The following is a 17,095-nucleotide window of genomic DNA, read 5'->3' as shown; positions in this document are numbered from 1 at the left end:
CCCACCGCTATCGTGGTCAACTGGATCAACCGATGTCGTCACCCGCTGCTGCCCTCATCCAAGCTCTACGAAATGACTGCGAAAGCGGGGGATCCCTGCAGATCCATCACAGCTTCACCTCAATATCTACTCCTGCCGGCAGATCCAGCTTCATGAGAGCATCGATGGTTTTGGAAGAGGGGGAATAGATGTCGATAATGCGCCGGTGGGTGCGGGTTTCAAAATGTTCCCGCGAGTCCTTGTCGGTGTGGGGGGAACGCAGCACACAGTAGATGCGGCGCCGAGTAGGCAAAGGGATCGGGCCGACAGGTACGGCGTCGGTACGACGAGCCGTATCCACAATTTTGTCGCAGGAAGTATCCAGCAGCCGATGATCGTAAGCCTTCAGGCGGATACGAATTTTCTGTTGAGTCAAGGTAGGCATGGCCGGAGAGCAATCCAGAAAAAGGGGGACTCAAAAAAGCTGGCAGGGAAAGTGCTCCGCGCCACTATCGCAACTGAGTTGGTCTGGGGCCGTCGGCACTCAATCCCTGCCAGGAAAAAGCAGCTTACTTCAGGATCTTGGAGACAACACCCGCTCCGACAGTACGGCCACCCTCGCGGATAGCAAAGCGCATCCCCTGCTCAATGGCGATGGGCTGGATCAGCTCCACCGTCATCTTAACGCGGTCACCAGGCATCACCATCTCTGGCTGGGATCCGTCATCAGCCGTGAAGGAAGAGATGGTGCCGGTTACATCGGTGGTGCGCACATAGAACTGAGGACGATAGCCGGCAAAGAAGGGCGTGTGGCGACCTCCCTCCTCTTTCTTGAGGACATACACCTCAGACTCGAAGTTGGTGTGGGGAGTAATGGTCTTGGGCTTGGCCAGCACCATGCCGCGCTCCACTTCGTTCTTCTGAATGCCGCGCAACAGCACACCAACGTTGTCGCCGGCGATCCCCTCATCGAGGGTTTTTTGGAACATTTCCAGGCCAGTAACAGTGGTGGAGCGAGTTTCCCGCAGGCCCACCAATTCCACCGTTTCGCCCACTTTGATGCGGCCCCGCTCGATCCGGCCCGTGGCCACCGTGCCCCGACCAGTAATCGAGAAGACATCCTCCACAGCCATCAGGAAGGGCTTGTCCACATCCCGCTCAGGCGTGGGAATGTAGGAGTCCACCGCATCCATCAGCTCATAAATTTTGTCCACCCAAGGATCTTCGCCCCGCTGGGTTTTGGGGTTGGCGGTCATTCTTTCTAGGGCTTTCAGCGCCGATCCTCTGATGATGGGAACGTCGTCGCCGGGGAAGTCGTATTTGGAGAGAAGCTCCCGCACTTCCAGCTCCACCAACTCCAGCAGCTCTGGATCGTCCACCATGTCTGCCTTGTTCAGAAAGACCACCAAGCTGGGCACCCCTACCTGACGGGCCAACAGGATGTGCTCCCGTGTTTGGGGCATGGGACCATCAGCTGCAGACACCACCAAGATGGCCCCATCCATCTGAGCCGCGCCTGTGATCATGTTCTTCACGTAGTCGGCGTGGCCGGGACAATCCACGTGGGCGTAGTGACGGTTGGCAGTCTGATACTCGACGTGGGCGGTGTTGATGGTAATGCCGCGAGCTTTTTCCTCTGGCGCTGCGTCGATCTCATCGTACCTTTTGGCTGTGGCCTGACCCAAAGCAGCCAAGGTGGTGGTGATGGCAGCCGTCAGGGTGGTCTTGCCGTGGTCAACATGGCCGATGGTGCCAACGTTGACATGGGGTTTGGTGCGTTCAAACTTAGCGCGTGCCATGAATCATCACTTCCTTTTTGGTTTCAGTCAGCTACTCATTTCCTTTGTTTTTGGCAATGATGGCTTCGGCGATACTGCGAGGAACTTCCTCGTAGTGGCTGAACTCCATCGTGAAGGTGCCTCGACCCTGGGTCTTGGAGCGAATGTCGGTGGCATAGCCAAACATCTCCGCCAAGGGAACTTTGGCATTGACTTTGGTAATGCCGCCTTCTGTATTCATCCCCTCCATCTGGCCGCGGCGGGCGTTGATGTCCCCGATGACATCCCCCACAAAGGCTTCAGGGACTTCCACCTCGACCTTCATCATCGGCTCCAGCAGGGTAGGGCTTGCCCTGCGAGCGGCCTCCTTCAGAGCCATCGAACCGGCGATCTTGAAGGCCATTTCGCTGGAGTCCACCTCGTGGTAGGAGCCATCCACCAGGGTGGCGCGGATGTCGATCAAGGGATAGCCCGCCAGCACACCGGATTCGCAGGCTTCTCGGATCCCTTGCTCGGCTGGCCCAATGTATTCTTTGGGCACAACGCCACCCACAATCTTGGAAACAAACTCAAACCCTGTACCCGGCTCCGCCGGCTCTAGGTCGATCACCACATGGCCGTACTGGCCACGGCCACCGCTCTGGCGAACAAACTTGCCTTCCACGCGGCTGACCGGCTTGCGAATGGTTTCGCGGTAGGCCACCTGTGGGTTGCCAACATTGGCTTCTACGTTGAACTCCCGCAGCATCCGATCCACCAAGATCTCCAGGTGCAGCTCGCCCATCCCAGAGATAATGGTTTGATTGGTCTCGGGATCCACAGACACGCGGAAGGTGGGATCCTCCTTGGCCAGGGCCTGCAGGGCCTTGGAGAGCTTATCGATATCGGCTTTGGTTTTGGGTTCTACAGCCACCGAGATCACCGGCTCTGGGATGAACAGTGACTCTAGGATCACCGGCGCATTTTCGTCGCAGAGGGTGTCCCCAGTAGTGGTGTCCTTGAGGCCCACCACAGCTCCCAGATCTCCTGCCCGCAGCTCATCCACGTCCAAGCGTTCATCGGCCTTCAGCACCACCAGCCGCGAGATTCGCTCTTTCTTGTTTTTGGTGGAGTTGAGCACATAAGTACCTTTGGTCAACACCCCCGAGTAGACGCGAATGAAGGTGAGATCCCCGTACTTATCGCTCATCAACTTGAAGGCCAGTGCGGAGAAGGGCTCATCGTCGCTGGCGCGGCGGGACACTTCTGATCCATCTGGCAGCACCCCCTTGATGGCCGGAATATCCACAGGCGAGGGCAGGTAATCCACCACCGCATCCAGCAGCATCTGGACTCCCTTGTTCTTGAAGGCAGAGCCACACAGCATGGGCACAATTTGGCCGCTGATCGTGCCTTTGCGCAGACCCGCCATCAAGTCGGCTTCGCTCAGATCTTCTTCGGCGAAGTACTTTTCCATCAGAGCTTCGTCCGTCTCGGCCACTGCTTCCACCAGCTTGGCCCGATACTCTGCCACGAGATCTTTCATCTCCTCAGGGATGGGGGCTGGACGAATGTCTTTGCCGATCTCATCCATATAAATGCGGGCTTGCATCCGCACCAAGTCAACAATGCCGCAAAACCCGTCTTCGGCACCGATGGGCAGTTGGATGGGCACAGCATTGGCCTTGAGGCGCTCCCGGATCTGGTTGTAAACCTTGAGGAAATTGGCCCCCATGCGATCCATTTTGTTGACGAAGGCAATGCGGGGCACATTGTAACGATTGGCTTGCCGCCAGACGGTCTCAGACTGAGGCTGCACGCCGCCCACCGAGTCAAAGACGGCGATCACCCCATCCAGCACCCGCATGGAGCGCTCAACTTCAATGGTGAAATCGACGTGCCCAGGAGTATCGATGATGTTGATGGTGTACTCCGGTGCGCCGGAGAGGGGCTGGGAAGGATTTGCGGGATCCCGCTTAGTCCAACGGGTGGTGATGGCCGCAGCGGTGATGGTGATGCCCCGCTCCCGCTCCTGGGCCATCCAATCGGTGACCGCAGTTCCGTCGTGAACTTCGCCAATTTTGTGCACCAGACCGGAGTAGAAGAGAATCCGCTCTGTGGTCGTGGTCTTGCCAGCATCGATGTGAGCCGCGATGCCGATGTTTCGGACTCGTTCTAGGGGAACTGTGCGTGCCACGTCAACCTCCCAATCCTCGTCGCCCTGCGACTTGGGCAAACTAAAAAATCCTTTACAATTCTAATCTTTTTTGCCGATTTTTCTCCACCTCGCTGGAACTCGGGCTGGGCAGAACAGGGATCCCAAAAGTCTCCACTGCTCCGCAGGCTAATTCAGTAGCGGTAGTGGGCAAAGGCTTTGTTGGCCTCGGCCATGCGATGCACCTCTTCCCGCCGTCGAATGGCGCTGCCGGTTTCGTTGGCTGCATCGATCAGCTCATTGGCCAACTTGGCGGCCATGGTGCGACCTGGACGAGTGCGCGAAAAGGTCACCAACCAGCGCAGCGCTAGGGAAGTGCCCCGCTCTCCTCTCACCTCCACAGGCACCTGATAAGTGGCTCCGCCCACCCGGCGGGCTTTCACCTCCACCAGTGGGGTGGCGTTGCGAACAGCATTTTCCAGCAAGGGCAGTGGGTCTTGGCCGGTGCGCTCCCGCACAATGTCCAGAGCTTCATAGAGGATCCTGGCAGCCAGGGATGCCTTACCCCTCATCATCAACTTGCGGATCAGCATGGTAACCAGACGGCTCCCATACTTGGGATCCGGGGGCACATCACGACGAGGGGCACGGTTGCGGCGAGACATAGGAGCTGGGTTGCTTGTTCAGATGGGGATGGCAGAAAGAAAGATGACGAGTGGGATATGGAGGGTTGAGGGTGAGGGCAAAGCTATTTTTTCTTGCCAGCGGCGGCTGGAGCTTGGCCCGGCTTGGGCCGTTTCGCCCCGTATTTGGAGCGGCCTTGTTTGCGGTCTTTGACCCCTGCAGCGTCGAGGGTACCCCGGATAATGTGGTAACGCACGCCGGGCAAATCCTTAACCCGCCCACCGCGAATCATGACCACAGAGTGCTCCTGCAGGTTGTGGCCGATGCCGGGAATGTAAGCGGTGACCTCAAAGCCGGAAGTGAGGCGAACGCGAGCCACTTTTCTCAGGGCCGAGTTGGGCTTTTTGGGCGTTGTCGTGTACACTCGGGTGCAAACCCCCCGCCGCTGTGGACAAGCCTTCAGGGCAGGAGACTTGGTCTTGCGAGCGGCAACGCTGCGCTCCTCACGGATCAGTTGCTGAATGGTGGGCATGGGCTGGCAGAGAAGGTCACGACTTAAATTTTAAATTATCCGGTTGAATTATCCGGCGATATTGAATCCTAGCAAGGCGGGATCCCAGCGTCAACTTGGGGATGGACTGCTGGGCTGTTAGCCTGGCCGAGTCTGAATTTCGGCCTCGTTCCCCCCTTGCCTCAGCTTTTTAGGAGACTCTGCACACCAGAAAGGATCCCTAGCAGACGATGGGCTGGTTAGATTGGTGGATTGTGCCTCCATGTCCGCTTTGCCGGCGCCCTGCCAAGGCCGTGTTCTGTCAAGACTGTCAAAGGCGGTTGCAGGCGGAGCGCCTTGCCACTTGGCCAGTCACCACCTCGCCTTGGCCACTTTACGCCTGGGGGATCCACCGGGGGGCGCTGCGCAGGGCCATCTATTGCCTGAAGTACGAAGGACAACGGCGCATTGGCTCGGTTTTGGGAGAATGGCTGGGATCCCGTTGGGTCGAAAGCCAGTCCACCTCTTTAGGCTCCCCTGGGGCCTACACGGTGGTGCCCATCCCTCTGCATGCAGAGCGGCTGCGGCAGCGGGGCTACAACCAAGCCGCCTTGATCAGCCAAGCCTTTTGCCAGCGGACAGGTCTGAGACATTGGCCTGAGGCTCTGGTGCGGGTGCGGGCCACAGCGGCTCAATATGAGCTCAACCCGCTGCAACGACAGCACAACTTGGCCGGGGCCTTTGCCCTGAAACAAGTTCCGGCCACACCGGTGTTGCTGGTGGATGACATCTACACCACCGGCTCTACTGTGCAAGCCGCCCAGCAGGTATTGGCCGCTGCCGGGATCCGTGTAGCCGGGGTAATCGTTGCCGCTCAAACCCCAAAAGCCGCCTCTCCAGACTGGCCCGGCCCTCCAGACCCTATCCCGCCTCCAGCAAATTAAAGGCCGTAACAAACATAAAGTCACAAAACTCGCGCACCAAGTTCGGATCCCGCCAGCCCTTGCGGGTTTCCTCCCGCAGCACTTCCAGGGCCTGTTCGGCGGTCAAGGCCGGTTTGTAGGGGCGAGGAGAGGTCAGAGCGTCGAAAATGTCGATCACCTGAAAGACGCGGGCCAACAGGGGAATCTCTTCGCCTGCCAGCCCATCCGGGTAGCCGCTGCCATCCCAACGCTCGTGGTGGTGGCGGATGATCGGCAGCACATCCTGCATGGTGCGCAAGCCCCGACAAATGTCTTCGCCAATCAAGACGTGGGATTTCATGATCTCCCATTCTTCCGGGGTATGCTTGCCCTGCTTGCACAAAATCGCATCCGGGATCCCGACTTTGCCGATGTCGTGCAGGTAGCCGCCCCAGCGCAGGGCCTTGATCTGTTGACGAGACAGCCCCAAGTAACGGCCAAACTGTTCCCCCATGGCCACCAAGCGTTCGCAATGGTCACCCGTGATGGGATCCCGGCTCTCCACAGCGCGGGCAATGGCAAACAACACCCCGGCAGCGTGATCCAGGTCTTCGTTCAAGCGCTTTTGGTGGATGGATGAGCGTACCCGCGCCAGCAGCTCCACGTGATCGAAGGGCTTGGTCAAAATGTCGTCGGCCCCCACCTGCATCCCCATCAGGCGATTGGAGCGGTCGGTCAGGGCAGTGATCAGCACAACGGGGATCAGGCGGGTCAGCTCATTGGCCTTCAGTTGCCGGCAGACATCGAACCCGCTCATGTTCGGCATCAGCACATCCAACAGCACCAAGTCTGGCCGAAGCCGCTCCACAGCCTCCAAAGCCTCTTCGCCGTTGGTGGCCTCGCTCACGCGGAAGTGGGCCGACCGCAACAGCTCACCGATGTAGAGGCGGCTGCTGGCCTGATCGTCCACCACCAAAACATGATCCGCCTCCGCCAGCTTCGGGTTTAGGCGGGGAAAGGGGGTGTGGATCAGGTGGGAGTTCATGGTGGTAAAACCTAGCCTTGCATCGAGTGCGAGCTTTCCCCCTCAGCCGGATTCGGCGCAACTCTACGAGGGATCCCAGCCCAGACCCCTGGCGGTAGGATGTCAACGAACTCGAATGACATCCCTTCGCCTTCAGATCTGGACACACTTTATACTCAGACTTTTAAGTCTGTACTCCGCAACTTCGCTGAACCTACTGCCCTCTTTGCAGGGCTGCCTGATGGGGATCCACATTGAGAAACACGGTGGCATCTCCCTCGACGCGGATGATGCGCAAACGGGGCAGCGAGCCCGTCGGGTTTTGGATGCGCTCTTGCAGCTTCTCGTAGAACAGCAGATCCGCCAGTTGCGCGTTCTGCGCTGCCGCTTGTCCTTTCAGCTCAATGGCCCGCTGGTTGGCCGCCGCCAAGATCAGCAGCCGCTCGGTCTCTTTTTCCTGAATTTGCGCCCGCACTGCCGCCGTTTGTGCTGTAATCGAGGCCACCTGTTTGCGTTCAATCGAGTCTCTTAAGGCTTGTGGGAAATTGGGGTTGCCCAGAAACAGGCCCTCCACCTGCACCAGAGGCAGGGTTTGGCCATCGCGGTTGACAGTAGGCATCTCTTGGCGAATCAAGTCCAGCGCTCGTTGTTCGATGGCAGCCCGCTGGCTTTTCCGGTAGAAGTCTTCCGAATCGAAAGAGGCGGAGATATCCCGAATTTTGGAGCGCACCACCGGCACCACCACCGTGGAAAGATAGTTCTCGCCGATGTTGGCGTGCAGCTCGTCCAAAGTGGCGAGGTTGGGCTTGAGGGCAATGGCTACATCGATGGCAAAGGCTTGCCCATCGGCGGTGTTCACGGTGATGGCGTTGCTGATGGCATTGGCCGAAGCGGGGTTGTTGGTAAACTCCCAAACGCGGGTGAGCACGGTGTAGGTGATCGGCGTTTCGATCCCTGGGATCCGGAAGATGACCCCCGGCAATTCTACCCGCCCCTTCTGCAACCCGGAAAAGGTATTGAAAACTACAGTGGCATGTCCGGGCAAAGTGACGTACAGGCAAGCGCGGAGCACTCCCAGGGCCGCCAAGACGGCGATCCCTCCCGCGGTCAGCCAACCGGCTCTACTTTGGGGTGTTTCTCCTGTTGGATACATGGTGGCTGCTCCCGTTCGAGGGTCGGTGAGAAGAGCTGAAGAAGCTGGGGCTGAGCCAAAAGGATTGATTTCCTAATTGAGTTATCTATTTGGTGATCAAAGTTTCCAGGCGGGATCCCAGTACCGCAGCTTTCACCACCTCTAAGTACTGCGGATTTTGGGTGAGGGCCTGTGCTTTGGCTCTCAATTGACCGGCTTCTGCCTCCGCTTGAGAAATGATGGCGCGGGCATCTTGGCGGGCCTGCTCGATCTCAAATTGCTTTTGCGCCAGTTGATTTTCGGCAATGGTCTTTGCCTCAATGGCCGCTACAAAATCAGGATCGAAATCCACATCCCGCAGCAGAAAATCCAAAACCTCGATGCCGTATTCCTTCAGCAGAAGAGCCACCCGTTCGCGGATTTGGCCCTGGAGCAGCGGGCGCTCCGTGGAATACAGAGCCTGGGCAGAAAAGCCGCTGGTCTCATTCAGAATGACCGACCGAACAATGGGAGCGATGCGATCCAGGTAATTTTCCCCCAGTTGCGTATAGACCTTGGGGGCGTCCACAATGCGAAACTGCAGCGTCGCCTCAGCCGCAATCTGCTGCCCATCCTGAGAAAGGGCCACCAGCCGCGGTGCGTAGGCGGTCGGGTCGTTGTCTTTCCAGGTCAGAGCTTGGGTTTTTACATCAAAAATCACCGTGCGAGAGACAAAAGGCGGCACCCAATGCAGACCTGGCTGCAAAGCCATCGGGCTCACCCCCCCTCCCCAGGTGAACACCACCATATTTTCTCCGTTGCCCACCAGTCGCAGCGGCCTGCCCATCGCCACTAGGATCAACACGGCTCCGGCAAGGGTGGCCTTGGGCAACCAGCGACCAACTCGCCTTTCCCAACCTTCTGCTCGCATCTCCCCATCTCCTGCGCATGTAGCCATTCTCGCGGCTGTGGGGAAATGAGGCTGAGAAATCGCCGCTATCTTTTAAGTTTTCTCCAGGGATCCCGCGAGAGATCCCGCGCTTGCTCGCCCACTGTTCTCAACGATGTCGAGAACTCTACAAAGTTTACAAAAGATTACTTCATACTTTGCAAAGACCCGTGACAGACAAGCGAAAAGGGAAGAAGATTAAAACATAATAAAGATTTGGGTTGCCGTTCATGCTACCTACTGTCGACTACGAGCGGCGAGACATCCAGGTGCCACCCTCGTGCATTCCCGCTGCCGCCCAGGCCTTGATCCGGCAGGGGGTATCCATCTGCTGGCGGGAAGAGAGCCTGTCTGCCCTAATTCGTCTCGGATCCAAAGGCGCCGCCGACCGGGCCGCCATTTTGCTGGTGGAAATGAGCCTCATGGGCCAACCGGAAGAGCTAAAAAACTGGCTGGAGATGTGCTGGCAACTGCCCGCTTGTCTCAGGGAACCGCTGCAGGTGTAGGGGTACCCTCTGTGGACGAATGCGGGATCGGCTTCTGTAGCTATTCCTCTGTAGCTACTCTGAACATGTCTAAGACATCCCCCGCCGCCTTACCCTGCTAGCCTCTCTCCCACTTTGTTTGGGAAGCTGCAAGCTTTTTTGCTCGAATTCTACCGAGTTTGTACCCCAGACTACAGCGCTGCTCAATCCAATTGTGACCTCAAGGTTTGCACTCCCCGCCGCGACCAGCTTACCGCTCCAGACCGATCGGCTACGTAGAGGGGTCGTTGTTTCTGCCGGAACCAGGTGACCACCGTCTCGCCGACAGAGCCAGAGCTAATGCCCGCCTGCACCTGAAAGCGCTCCAGGAGATCCAAAATCAGGGATCCCCCGTCCCACCACAGCCAGTCGATCTGGGCCGGCATCAGCGGGGATCCGGTTAGCTCGGCTTGCACATGGGTGCCGGCAGAGCCCAGCAGCAGCCAATGGGATCCCTCTGTTTCTAAAGTCAACACCAGGGGGTTGGTGTAGACAGCTTGCAGCCGCAGCCGCTCCGAGAAAGGCATCCGATCGCCTGGCTGCAGCACCTGATAGGGGATCTGGGCAGCTTGCACGGCACTAAGGGAACGCAGGTAACTTTCGGAAGCCGCATTGGCCCCTCCCCCATCCCAGAATTGCCCAATCGCGTTGGCGGGACGTACTCCTTTGGAGAAAGCCGACAGCAGGATCTCCCAGCCGCCATTGGCAGAGCCGGCGGAGGTCATGGCCACCGCCCCGTCCAGACGGTGCAAGCCCTGCTGCCGCAAAAAGGGCAACACCGTGCGTTCTGCCAAACGGGGATCCCCGCTGTTGAGCAAGAGGTGGCGCCCTTCCGCTTGAATGGCCAGGATGGGAATTCGTCCACTGGCCAAGGCGGTAATTTGGACCGGCGGCCCCGGCCACATCCTTGGACCCAGGAGGATGGCGGCCATGATCAGGGCTGTGCCCTGCCAGCGGAAGGCCTGTCGCCACCGCGGCCAAAAGGTTAGGGCCACCAGCGCCCCGTAGAGGAGCAGGCACTGGAGCAGGGAGACCCGGCCGGTGTAGTAGGAACTCAGAGGCCAGCTGGCCATCCAGTTCACCCAGTTGATTAAAGGCGTGATCAAAAACGTCAAGGGCCGGGCCAGCAGGGATCCCAGCCCCGGCCAGAGCAAAGCCCCAAACGCCACCCCGAACCCCGCCACCAGCAGCGGCACTAGCAGAATCAGCAGCAGCGGGTTGGCCAGCAGCGAGTAGGTGGGGATGCGGCCAAAGATGGCCACTTGCAGCGGCAAGGTCCAGATCTGGGCTGCCAGCGGAACGGCCAAGGCGGTGGCCACAGCCGGAGGCAAAAAGTCCAGCCGGGAAACAATTGGGGCTGTTCCGACCAGCAGGCCCAGGGTGGCGGCAAAGCTGAGCTGAAACCCCAGGTCTGTAATCCACAGCGGCTCGTAGATTAAGAGCAAAACTGCCGCCACCAGTAGCGTCCCCAGGGGATTGAGCTTCACCTTTCCTTCCAGGCGCGGCTCCGTCAGCACCAGCATGGCCGCCGCCCCCATCAGTGCCGCTCGCAACACCGAAGGGCTGAACCCCGTCAGGGCGGTATAAAGCCCCAGCACCGCCAGGATGCTCCCCTGCTGCAGGCGCACCGCCAACCGCCGTGTTAGGACAAACACCACCCCCACCAACAGCGACACATGAAACCCAGAGGCGGCCAGCGCATGGGCCATGCCGATTTCCCGGAAGGCATCCTGCAAGTCGAAATCCAATTGGGCGGCCCGGGATCCCAGCACCAAGGAAGCCAACAGATTCCCCTGCCGCTCCCCCAATCCAGCAACGAACGCCTCTCGCACCCGCCGCCGCAACACCCAGCCCCCCCAACCTCTTCCCCCCGGCTGCAGGATCACCTCACGGGCGCTGAAGCCGGCAAAAGCCCCCTGGCGCTGCAGGTAGGCTTGAAAATCAAAGCTGCCCGGGTTCAAGGCCGGACTGGGAAGGTACAGGGATCCCGTCAGGCGCACCCGTTGGTTGGGGTGGAGATCCTTGTCCTGGAGGGCCTCAGGGCCGGTGGTGACGTAGAGCTTGCCGCTGACCTGGCGGGCCGTGGAGTCGGCGTTGAGCACCTGCTCTGCTCTCAGCCAAAATTGCCGCCGTTCGCTGCGGGTGGGACGAGGTTCCGAGAGGACGGTGCCCACCAAGTTCATCTGCTGCTGGGGGGCCAACAGACTGATATCCGTCGGGCCGGGAAAAGGCTGCCGCCAACCCAGGTAACCCCAAGCTAGACACCCCACCAGCCCCATCGCCAGCCAAGTGCGGGCCAAACGCAGTCGCCGCCGACACAGCAGGGATCCCGCCAGCCCCAATCCCAGCAGGATCCCCCAGCCCCACCCGGCAGCCTGGGGCCAAGCCCGCACCAGCAGGCCCAAGATCCAGCCCAACCCCAGCAGATAGGTTCTTTCCATGTGCCGCAGACCCGTCTGCCCCCCACTGTACCGATGTGGTCAAGCGGGATCCATTGCGTTGTCTTAACCTTGCTCGCCCGCCGAAAGAATTGTATTAAAGGATACTCTTTCTCGACCTTGGCAAAGGGAGTGTAGATTAGGGCTGGTCGCGCCAGCGGGATGTAGTCCTTGGCAGTTTCCTGCGCCGGCATCCTGAAAACGACCCTAAAACGACCCTAAGTTATCTGTCCCCTTCCCCGCTGTTTCCCCTAGACCCTATGCGCATCCGATCCATCCGCGTTCTCAGTGGCCCCAACTACTGGAGCATCCGTCGTCATAAGCTGATTCAAATGCGGCTTGATCTGGAAGACTTGCAGGAGCGACCCACCAACACCATCCCGGGTTTCAAAGAAAGGTTGGAGGCCCTGTTGCCGGGACTGTGGGAACACCAGTGCTCCCGCGGCTGCTATGGGGGATTCTTGCAACGGGTGGAAGAGGGCACCCTCATGGGCCATGTGGTGGAGCATGTGGCCTTGGAACTGCAGACTCTGGCCGGCATGAAAGTGGATTTTGGCCGCACCCGCGAAACCTCCACCCCCGGCACCTACAACGTCGTGTTCGAGTATCAGGAGGCAGAGGCCGGGCGCTTTGCAGCCAAAGCTGCAGTCTACCTCTGTCAGGCTTTGGTGGATGGAGAAGACTACCGCCGCGACCTAGAACTGGACATTCAAGAGTTGCGAGAGATCCGAGAGAACGTCCGCTTCGGCCCCAGCACCCAAGCTTTGCTGGACGAGGCCGCCCTGCGCGGGATCCCCTATCTGCGCCTCAACAAGGGATCCCTGGTGCAACTGGGGTACGGCGTCTACCAAAAGCGCATCGAAGCCACCACCACTGAAAAAACCAGCATCATTGCCGCCGACCTGGCCGCCGACAAGCAGGCCACCAAAGAACTGCTGCAGGACATGGGGATCCCGGTGCCCAAGGGCTATACGGTGCGTCGCCGCAGCGAGTTGGCAGCCACCATCGAGGATGTCGGGGGCTTTCCGGTGGTGATCAAGCCCCTTAACGCCAACCACGGCAAGGGCATCACCGTCAACATCACCAGCCTGGAAGCCGCCGAGATCGCCTACGATGCCGCCAGCCAATACTCCGATGTGGTGTTGGTGGAAAAGCACCTGGTGGGGGATGACTACCGACTGCTGGTGATCAACAACAAGCTGGTGGCTGTGGCCAAGCGGATCCCAGCCTATGTGGTGGGAGATGGCCGCTCCACCATTCAAGAGCTGATCGACGAAGTCAACAGGGATCCGCGGCGGGGGTTTGGCCACGAAAACGTGCTGACCCAAATTAGCGTTGATGACATGACCCTGCGTATCCTCGAAAGCAAAGGCTACACCCTGGATACGGTGCTGCCCAAAGGAGAACATTGCACCCTCAAATCCACCGCCAACCTGAGCACCGGAGGCATCGCCGTCGATTGCACCGATATCATCCATCCCTACAACGCCTTCATTGCCGAACGGGCAGCTCAGATCATCGGCCTGGATGTGGCGGGCATCGACCTCATCTGCCCGGACATTGCCCAGCCCGTCAACGAAACCGGTGGCGGCATTGTCGAGGTGAACGCTTCTCCGGGTTTGCGCATGCACCTGGCCCCCAGCGAAGGGATCCCGCGCAATGTGGCTGAGCCCATCATCGACATGCTCTTTCCCCCCGGCAGCCACACCCGCATCCCCATCCTGGCCGTCACCGGCACCAACGGCAAAACCACCACCACCCGCCTGATCGCCCACATCCTCAAAGGCATCGGCAAGCGGGTCGGCTTCACCACCACCGACGGCGTTTACATCCAAAACCATCAAATTGCCAAGGGAGACATGACCGGCCCCCACAGCGCCCGCCTGGTGCTCAGGGATCCCACCGTAGAAGTGGCGGTGCTGGAAACGGCGCGAGGCGGCATTTTGCGAGAGGGGCTGGGGTTTCCGGAATGCGATATTGGCGTGGTGCTCAACGTAACCTCAGATCACCTGGGGTTGGGGGATATCGAAACCCTAGAAGACATGGCCCGCGTCAAATCCGTCTTGGTGGAAGCGGTACACGAGCGGGGCTACGCTGTCTTGAATGCCGATGATGGTCTGGTGGCCGCCATGGCCGCCAATGTCAAGGCGACAGTGGCCTATTTCAGCATGAACCCGGAAAATCCCCTCATTCAAAAGCACATTGCTTCCGGGGGCATAGCAGCTGTCTATGAAGAGGGCCACATCTCCATTTTGAAACGGGGCTGGAAACTGCGCATAGAAGATGTAACCAAAATTCCCCTCACCCTCTCTGGCAAGGCCAGCTTCATGATCCAAAATGTGCTGGCCGCTACTTTGGCAGCCTTCCTGCACGGGGTTTCCATCGACGACATCCGCATGGCGCTGGGCACCTTCACCAGTTCTGTAGCCCAGACCCCCGGTCGCCTCAACTTGTTTGATGTAGGGGGCTACCAGGTGTTGGTGGACTATGCCCACAACCCAGCAGGTTACGAAGCCATTCAAAGTACCCTGGAGCGCTGGGATTGCCAACGAAAAATTGGGGTTATCGGCGGGCCTGGGGATCGGCGCAACAGCGACCTACGAGAGCTGGGAGTCTTGGCAGCGCGCATGTTCGACCGAGCCATTGTCAAAGAAGATGATGACCGGCGGGGACGGGAACCAGGCGAGGTGGCCGCCCTAATCCGGCAGGGTTGGGAACAGGAAAAGGCAGGGGATCGCCTGCAGGAGATCTTGGATGAGGCTACTGCCATCGAAACCGCTTTGGAAAAGGCCGAACCTGGAGACCTGGTGGTGATCTTTCCGGCAGATGTGCAGCGCACCATCCAGATCATCACCCGCTTTCAAGACAAGCTCAATCCCAAACCCAGTTACCGTGGCTCCTCCTACAGCATTGGCCCAGATTTGATCTCCCCCAGCCCTGACGGCAAACTGTCTTAGGCTGGCTGCCGACAACTCCAGAGTGCTCTATGGCCTCCATTCCTGGACAGACATCGAGAATTGAGTGGGCGGAGGTGACCCATAAGTCCTCGGCGGCGATATCCTAAGTTTAGGCTGGCGGGGGCGGGTGACTTGTCTTTTGGGAAGCAGCAGGTGTTCGGCTCAGGGGATCCTCGGCTTTTCAGAAGCCTTAACCGTTCTAAAAAAGTCTGAGGGATGGCAGACAGAACTTTGGGGATCCCAAAAGGTCTAAAGACTCCGTCCCGCCGACGCGATGGGAATGTCGTTAGGGTAGTTGTGAATTTGGCAAGGAAAACAGCTCATGGACAGCGCTCTGCTTCAAGCGGCTCGCCAGATTTATCAATTTCATCTGCAGTATCGACCGGAAGTGCTGGAGCAACCTCCGCGGGGGGTAGTTATTCACCGCCGTACCCTGCGAGGGGATCTGATCTTTTCCGAGTTCCCCATCCTGCTGCCCCAGGAAACTTTTATTCCGCTGCAGCAATTGGAGCCGCTGCGGTGAGGCACAAGGAGCTACGCTGACAGAGCAGATCCTTCCTTTTTCTGCCTTTAGGGACTCCGTCCTGCCGACGCGATGGGAATCGCTGCCATGCTCGAGGTTCTCCCCTACTGCGCAACGCTCGCATGATGTGGCTGAGCAACGCTGATGCGAACGGCACCTGGGAGCTGCGCCTACTGGGCTGGGTGCTGGTGCTGGTGTTGGGGGCCTGTGTGGGCAGCTTCTTAAATGTGGTGGTCTATCGTCTGCCGCAGGGCCTTTCTCTGCTCTATCCCGGATCCCATTGTCCAAGCTGCAAGACGCCGCTGGGCCCCACGGAGAACATTCCCATCCTAGGCTGGTTGTTGCTGCGCGGTCGCTGCCGCCATTGTGGAGCGCAGATTAGCTGGCGCTACCCTGCCGTTGAGGCGTTGACAATGGGGCTGTTTGCCCTCAGCATCGGCGCTTTGGGGTTTTCTGCCCAAGGGATCCTCACCTGCGTCTTGTTGAGCTGGCTGTTGGCCCTGGCGCTCATCGATCTGGATACCTTTTTGCTGCCGGAGGAGCTGACCCGTTCAGGCCTGGTGGTGGGGCTTTTGGCCCGCCTGGCTCTGCCGTGGCTCCAGGGATCCGGATCCCTGGCCGCTACAGGCCTGTCACTGGTGGCAGGGATCGCAGGAGCTGTGCTGGGCCTCTGGCTGCTGGAGGGCATTGGCCTCTTGGCCCGTTGGGTCTTGGGGCGGGAGGCTATGGGCAGGGGAGATGGCAAGCTGTTGGCCCTGATCGGCATGTGGTTGGGGTGGCAGGGGGTGGTGGTGGCCCTTCTTTTGGGTTCCGGGTTTGGCCTGCTGGCTAGCTTGCTGGCCATGACCAAGGGGCGGGCCCGCCTGGGAAAGCCCATCCCCTTCGGCCCCTACTTGGCTATGGGTGGAGGGGTGGCGGCTCTGGCCGGATCCCAACTGGTGGAGGGCTACCTACGCTGGGCCGGATTGGTGGGGTAGAGGGAACGTCCATTCAACATTGGATACTTCATGTTTCGGGATCTATGACTTCAAACTGATCGGGAAAAAGAATGAGATTAAAATATCGAAAACCTCCTACCAAGCTCAAATCCGGAACCGCTAAATCAACCGCATAGCCTTCAGTGGGATCTGAGTAACATTCCACAATGGATCCCTGAGTTCCAGCAGGAATGGTGGTCTCGCTGAAATACTCCTTGACATCTGCCACAGTTTTGACTCTACTGTATGGCTTGATTCTAGAAGTGGTTTTACTCATCATTGTGTACCTCTAGCCAATTGGTGACCAAACGAGGGATTAAACTTTCCTTATCAACCTGCCACACGGTCACTAAAGTGCCTTTTTTCTGATTGAGGCCCAAAATTTCAATCTTGACTCGATAGCGGCTTCCATAGGGTGTTGGAAACGGATCCCCGGCTAAGGCGCAAGGCAGAGCAGCAGTAACCTGTTGCAGAATGTGAGCAAATCCCACCCTTCTTCCCTCTGGTGTACTGACATCATAGCCAAGCTCTGCAAAGGCAATCCACTTGCCTTGATTTCCAGGATTAGCTGGATTCATAGAGTAATCAACGAACTTGGCAGGATCCACTGCTGCTTCAGAAGCCCTGGGCAAGGATCCGGCCATGGTTGCAGCTTTTGCCGACTTCACGTAAGGTCTAAGGACTC

Annotated in this window: 16 protein-coding genes; 5 read left to right on the top strand and 11 right to left on the bottom strand. The window is 58.8% G+C overall.

Annotated features, from left to right (window positions below; all coding sequences use genetic code 11):
• Positions 1–106 precede the first annotated feature (106 nt).
• From rpsJ to rpsL, 5 genes are all read right to left on the bottom strand, one after another.
• Positions 107–424 carry a 30S ribosomal protein S10 gene (rpsJ, locus tag ACVWZJ_RS05530; protein WP_414328725.1) on the bottom strand — a complete coding sequence of 106 codons (318 nt, stop codon included), beginning with the start codon at positions 422–424 and terminating at the stop codon, positions 107–109.
• 124 nt (positions 425–548) lie between these two features.
• Entirely contained in the window at positions 549–1,778 is a 1,230-nt protein-coding gene (gene tuf, locus ACVWZJ_RS05525; protein ID WP_011432556.1) for an elongation factor Tu, read from the bottom strand.
• A 31-nt stretch (positions 1,779–1,809) separates the two neighbouring features.
• The gene (gene fusA, locus ACVWZJ_RS05520; protein ID WP_011432555.1) at positions 1,810–3,933 is read right to left on the bottom strand and encodes an elongation factor G; all 2,124 of its coding nucleotides are present in this window, start codon (positions 3,931–3,933) and stop codon (positions 1,810–1,812) included.
• A 152-nt stretch (positions 3,934–4,085) separates the two neighbouring features.
• Positions 4,086–4,556, bottom strand: a complete 471-nt coding sequence (rpsG, locus tag ACVWZJ_RS05515; RefSeq protein ID WP_011432554.1) for a 30S ribosomal protein S7 — start codon at positions 4,554–4,556, stop codon at positions 4,086–4,088.
• An 83-nt stretch (positions 4,557–4,639) separates the two neighbouring features.
• Positions 4,640–5,047 (bottom strand): 30S ribosomal protein S12, encoded by a 408-nt coding sequence (rpsL, locus tag ACVWZJ_RS05510; RefSeq protein ID WP_011432553.1) that lies wholly within the window; start codon positions 5,045–5,047, stop codon positions 4,640–4,642.
• Between the two features lie 272 nt (positions 5,048–5,319).
• Here rpsL and ACVWZJ_RS05505 point away from each other — a divergent pair, with 272 nt between their 5' ends.
• On the top strand, positions 5,320–5,949 hold the full coding sequence (locus ACVWZJ_RS05505) for a ComF family protein (RefSeq protein WP_457395155.1): 630 nt from the start codon (positions 5,320–5,322) through the stop codon (positions 5,947–5,949).
• On the opposite strand, the gene ACVWZJ_RS05500 is transcribed toward ACVWZJ_RS05505, so the two are convergent.
• The 3 genes from ACVWZJ_RS05500 to ACVWZJ_RS05490 all read right to left on the bottom strand — a co-directional run bounded on the left by ACVWZJ_RS05500 (position 5,927) and on the right by ACVWZJ_RS05490 (position 8,973).
• Positions 5,927–6,952, bottom strand: a complete 1,026-nt coding sequence (locus ACVWZJ_RS05500; protein WP_011432551.1) for an HD-GYP domain-containing protein — start codon at positions 6,950–6,952, stop codon at positions 5,927–5,929. The two genes, ACVWZJ_RS05505 and ACVWZJ_RS05500, sit on opposite strands and share 23 nt — an antisense overlap.
• A gap of 193 nt (positions 6,953–7,145) precedes the next feature.
• The gene (locus ACVWZJ_RS05495) at positions 7,146–8,084 is read right to left on the bottom strand and encodes a prohibitin family protein (RefSeq protein WP_457395152.1); all 939 of its coding nucleotides are present in this window, start codon (positions 8,082–8,084) and stop codon (positions 7,146–7,148) included.
• Positions 8,085–8,169: 85 nt separating this feature from the next.
• On the bottom strand, positions 8,170–8,973 hold the full coding sequence (locus tag ACVWZJ_RS05490) for a prohibitin family protein (protein WP_414343102.1): 804 nt from the start codon (positions 8,971–8,973) through the stop codon (positions 8,170–8,172).
• A 248-nt stretch (positions 8,974–9,221) separates the two neighbouring features.
• On the opposite strand from ACVWZJ_RS05490, the gene ACVWZJ_RS05485 reads away from it, so the two are divergent.
• Positions 9,222–9,497 carry a hypothetical protein gene (locus ACVWZJ_RS05485; protein ID WP_414330279.1) on the top strand — a complete coding sequence of 92 codons (276 nt, stop codon included), beginning with the start codon at positions 9,222–9,224 and terminating at the stop codon, positions 9,495–9,497.
• Between the two features lie 182 nt (positions 9,498–9,679).
• Here the strand turns inward: ACVWZJ_RS05485 and ACVWZJ_RS05480 are convergent, their stop codons facing one another.
• Positions 9,680–11,956, bottom strand: a complete 2,277-nt coding sequence (locus tag ACVWZJ_RS05480) for a ComEC/Rec2 family competence protein (RefSeq protein WP_457395148.1) — start codon at positions 11,954–11,956, stop codon at positions 9,680–9,682.
• Positions 11,957–12,213: 257 nt separating this feature from the next.
• Between ACVWZJ_RS05480 and cphA the strand changes: the two genes are divergently transcribed.
• From cphA to ACVWZJ_RS05465, 3 genes are all read left to right on the top strand, one after another.
• Positions 12,214–14,910: a cyanophycin synthetase gene (gene cphA, locus ACVWZJ_RS05475; protein WP_457395145.1), complete on the top strand. Its 2,697-nt coding sequence runs from the start codon at positions 12,214–12,216 to the stop codon at positions 14,908–14,910.
• Between the two features lie 322 nt (positions 14,911–15,232).
• Positions 15,233–15,433, top strand: coding sequence for a hypothetical protein (locus tag ACVWZJ_RS05470; protein ID WP_011432545.1), 201 nt, complete (start codon positions 15,233–15,235; stop codon positions 15,431–15,433).
• Positions 15,434–15,555: 122 nt separating this feature from the next.
• A complete protein-coding gene (locus ACVWZJ_RS05465; protein WP_457395141.1) occupies positions 15,556–16,410 on the top strand; it encodes a prepilin peptidase in 855 nt (284 codons plus the stop codon).
• Positions 16,411–16,438: 28 nt separating this feature from the next.
• On the opposite strand, the gene ACVWZJ_RS05460 is transcribed toward ACVWZJ_RS05465, so the two are convergent.
• Positions 16,439–16,639, bottom strand: a complete 201-nt coding sequence (locus ACVWZJ_RS05460) for a hypothetical protein (protein WP_414419053.1) — start codon at positions 16,637–16,639, stop codon at positions 16,439–16,441.
• A 40-nt stretch (positions 16,640–16,679) separates the two neighbouring features.
• Positions 16,680–17,054, bottom strand: coding sequence for a DUF6883 domain-containing protein (locus ACVWZJ_RS05455; RefSeq protein ID WP_414330567.1), 375 nt, complete (start codon positions 17,052–17,054; stop codon positions 16,680–16,682).
• Positions 17,055–17,095: the final 41 nt, after the last annotated feature.

It is taken from the genome of Thermostichus sp. OS-CIW-29 (genome assembly GCF_054058195.1).
The sequence above is the reverse complement of the archived record's forward strand: the minus strand, read 5'-3'. Positions and strand labels throughout refer to the sequence as shown.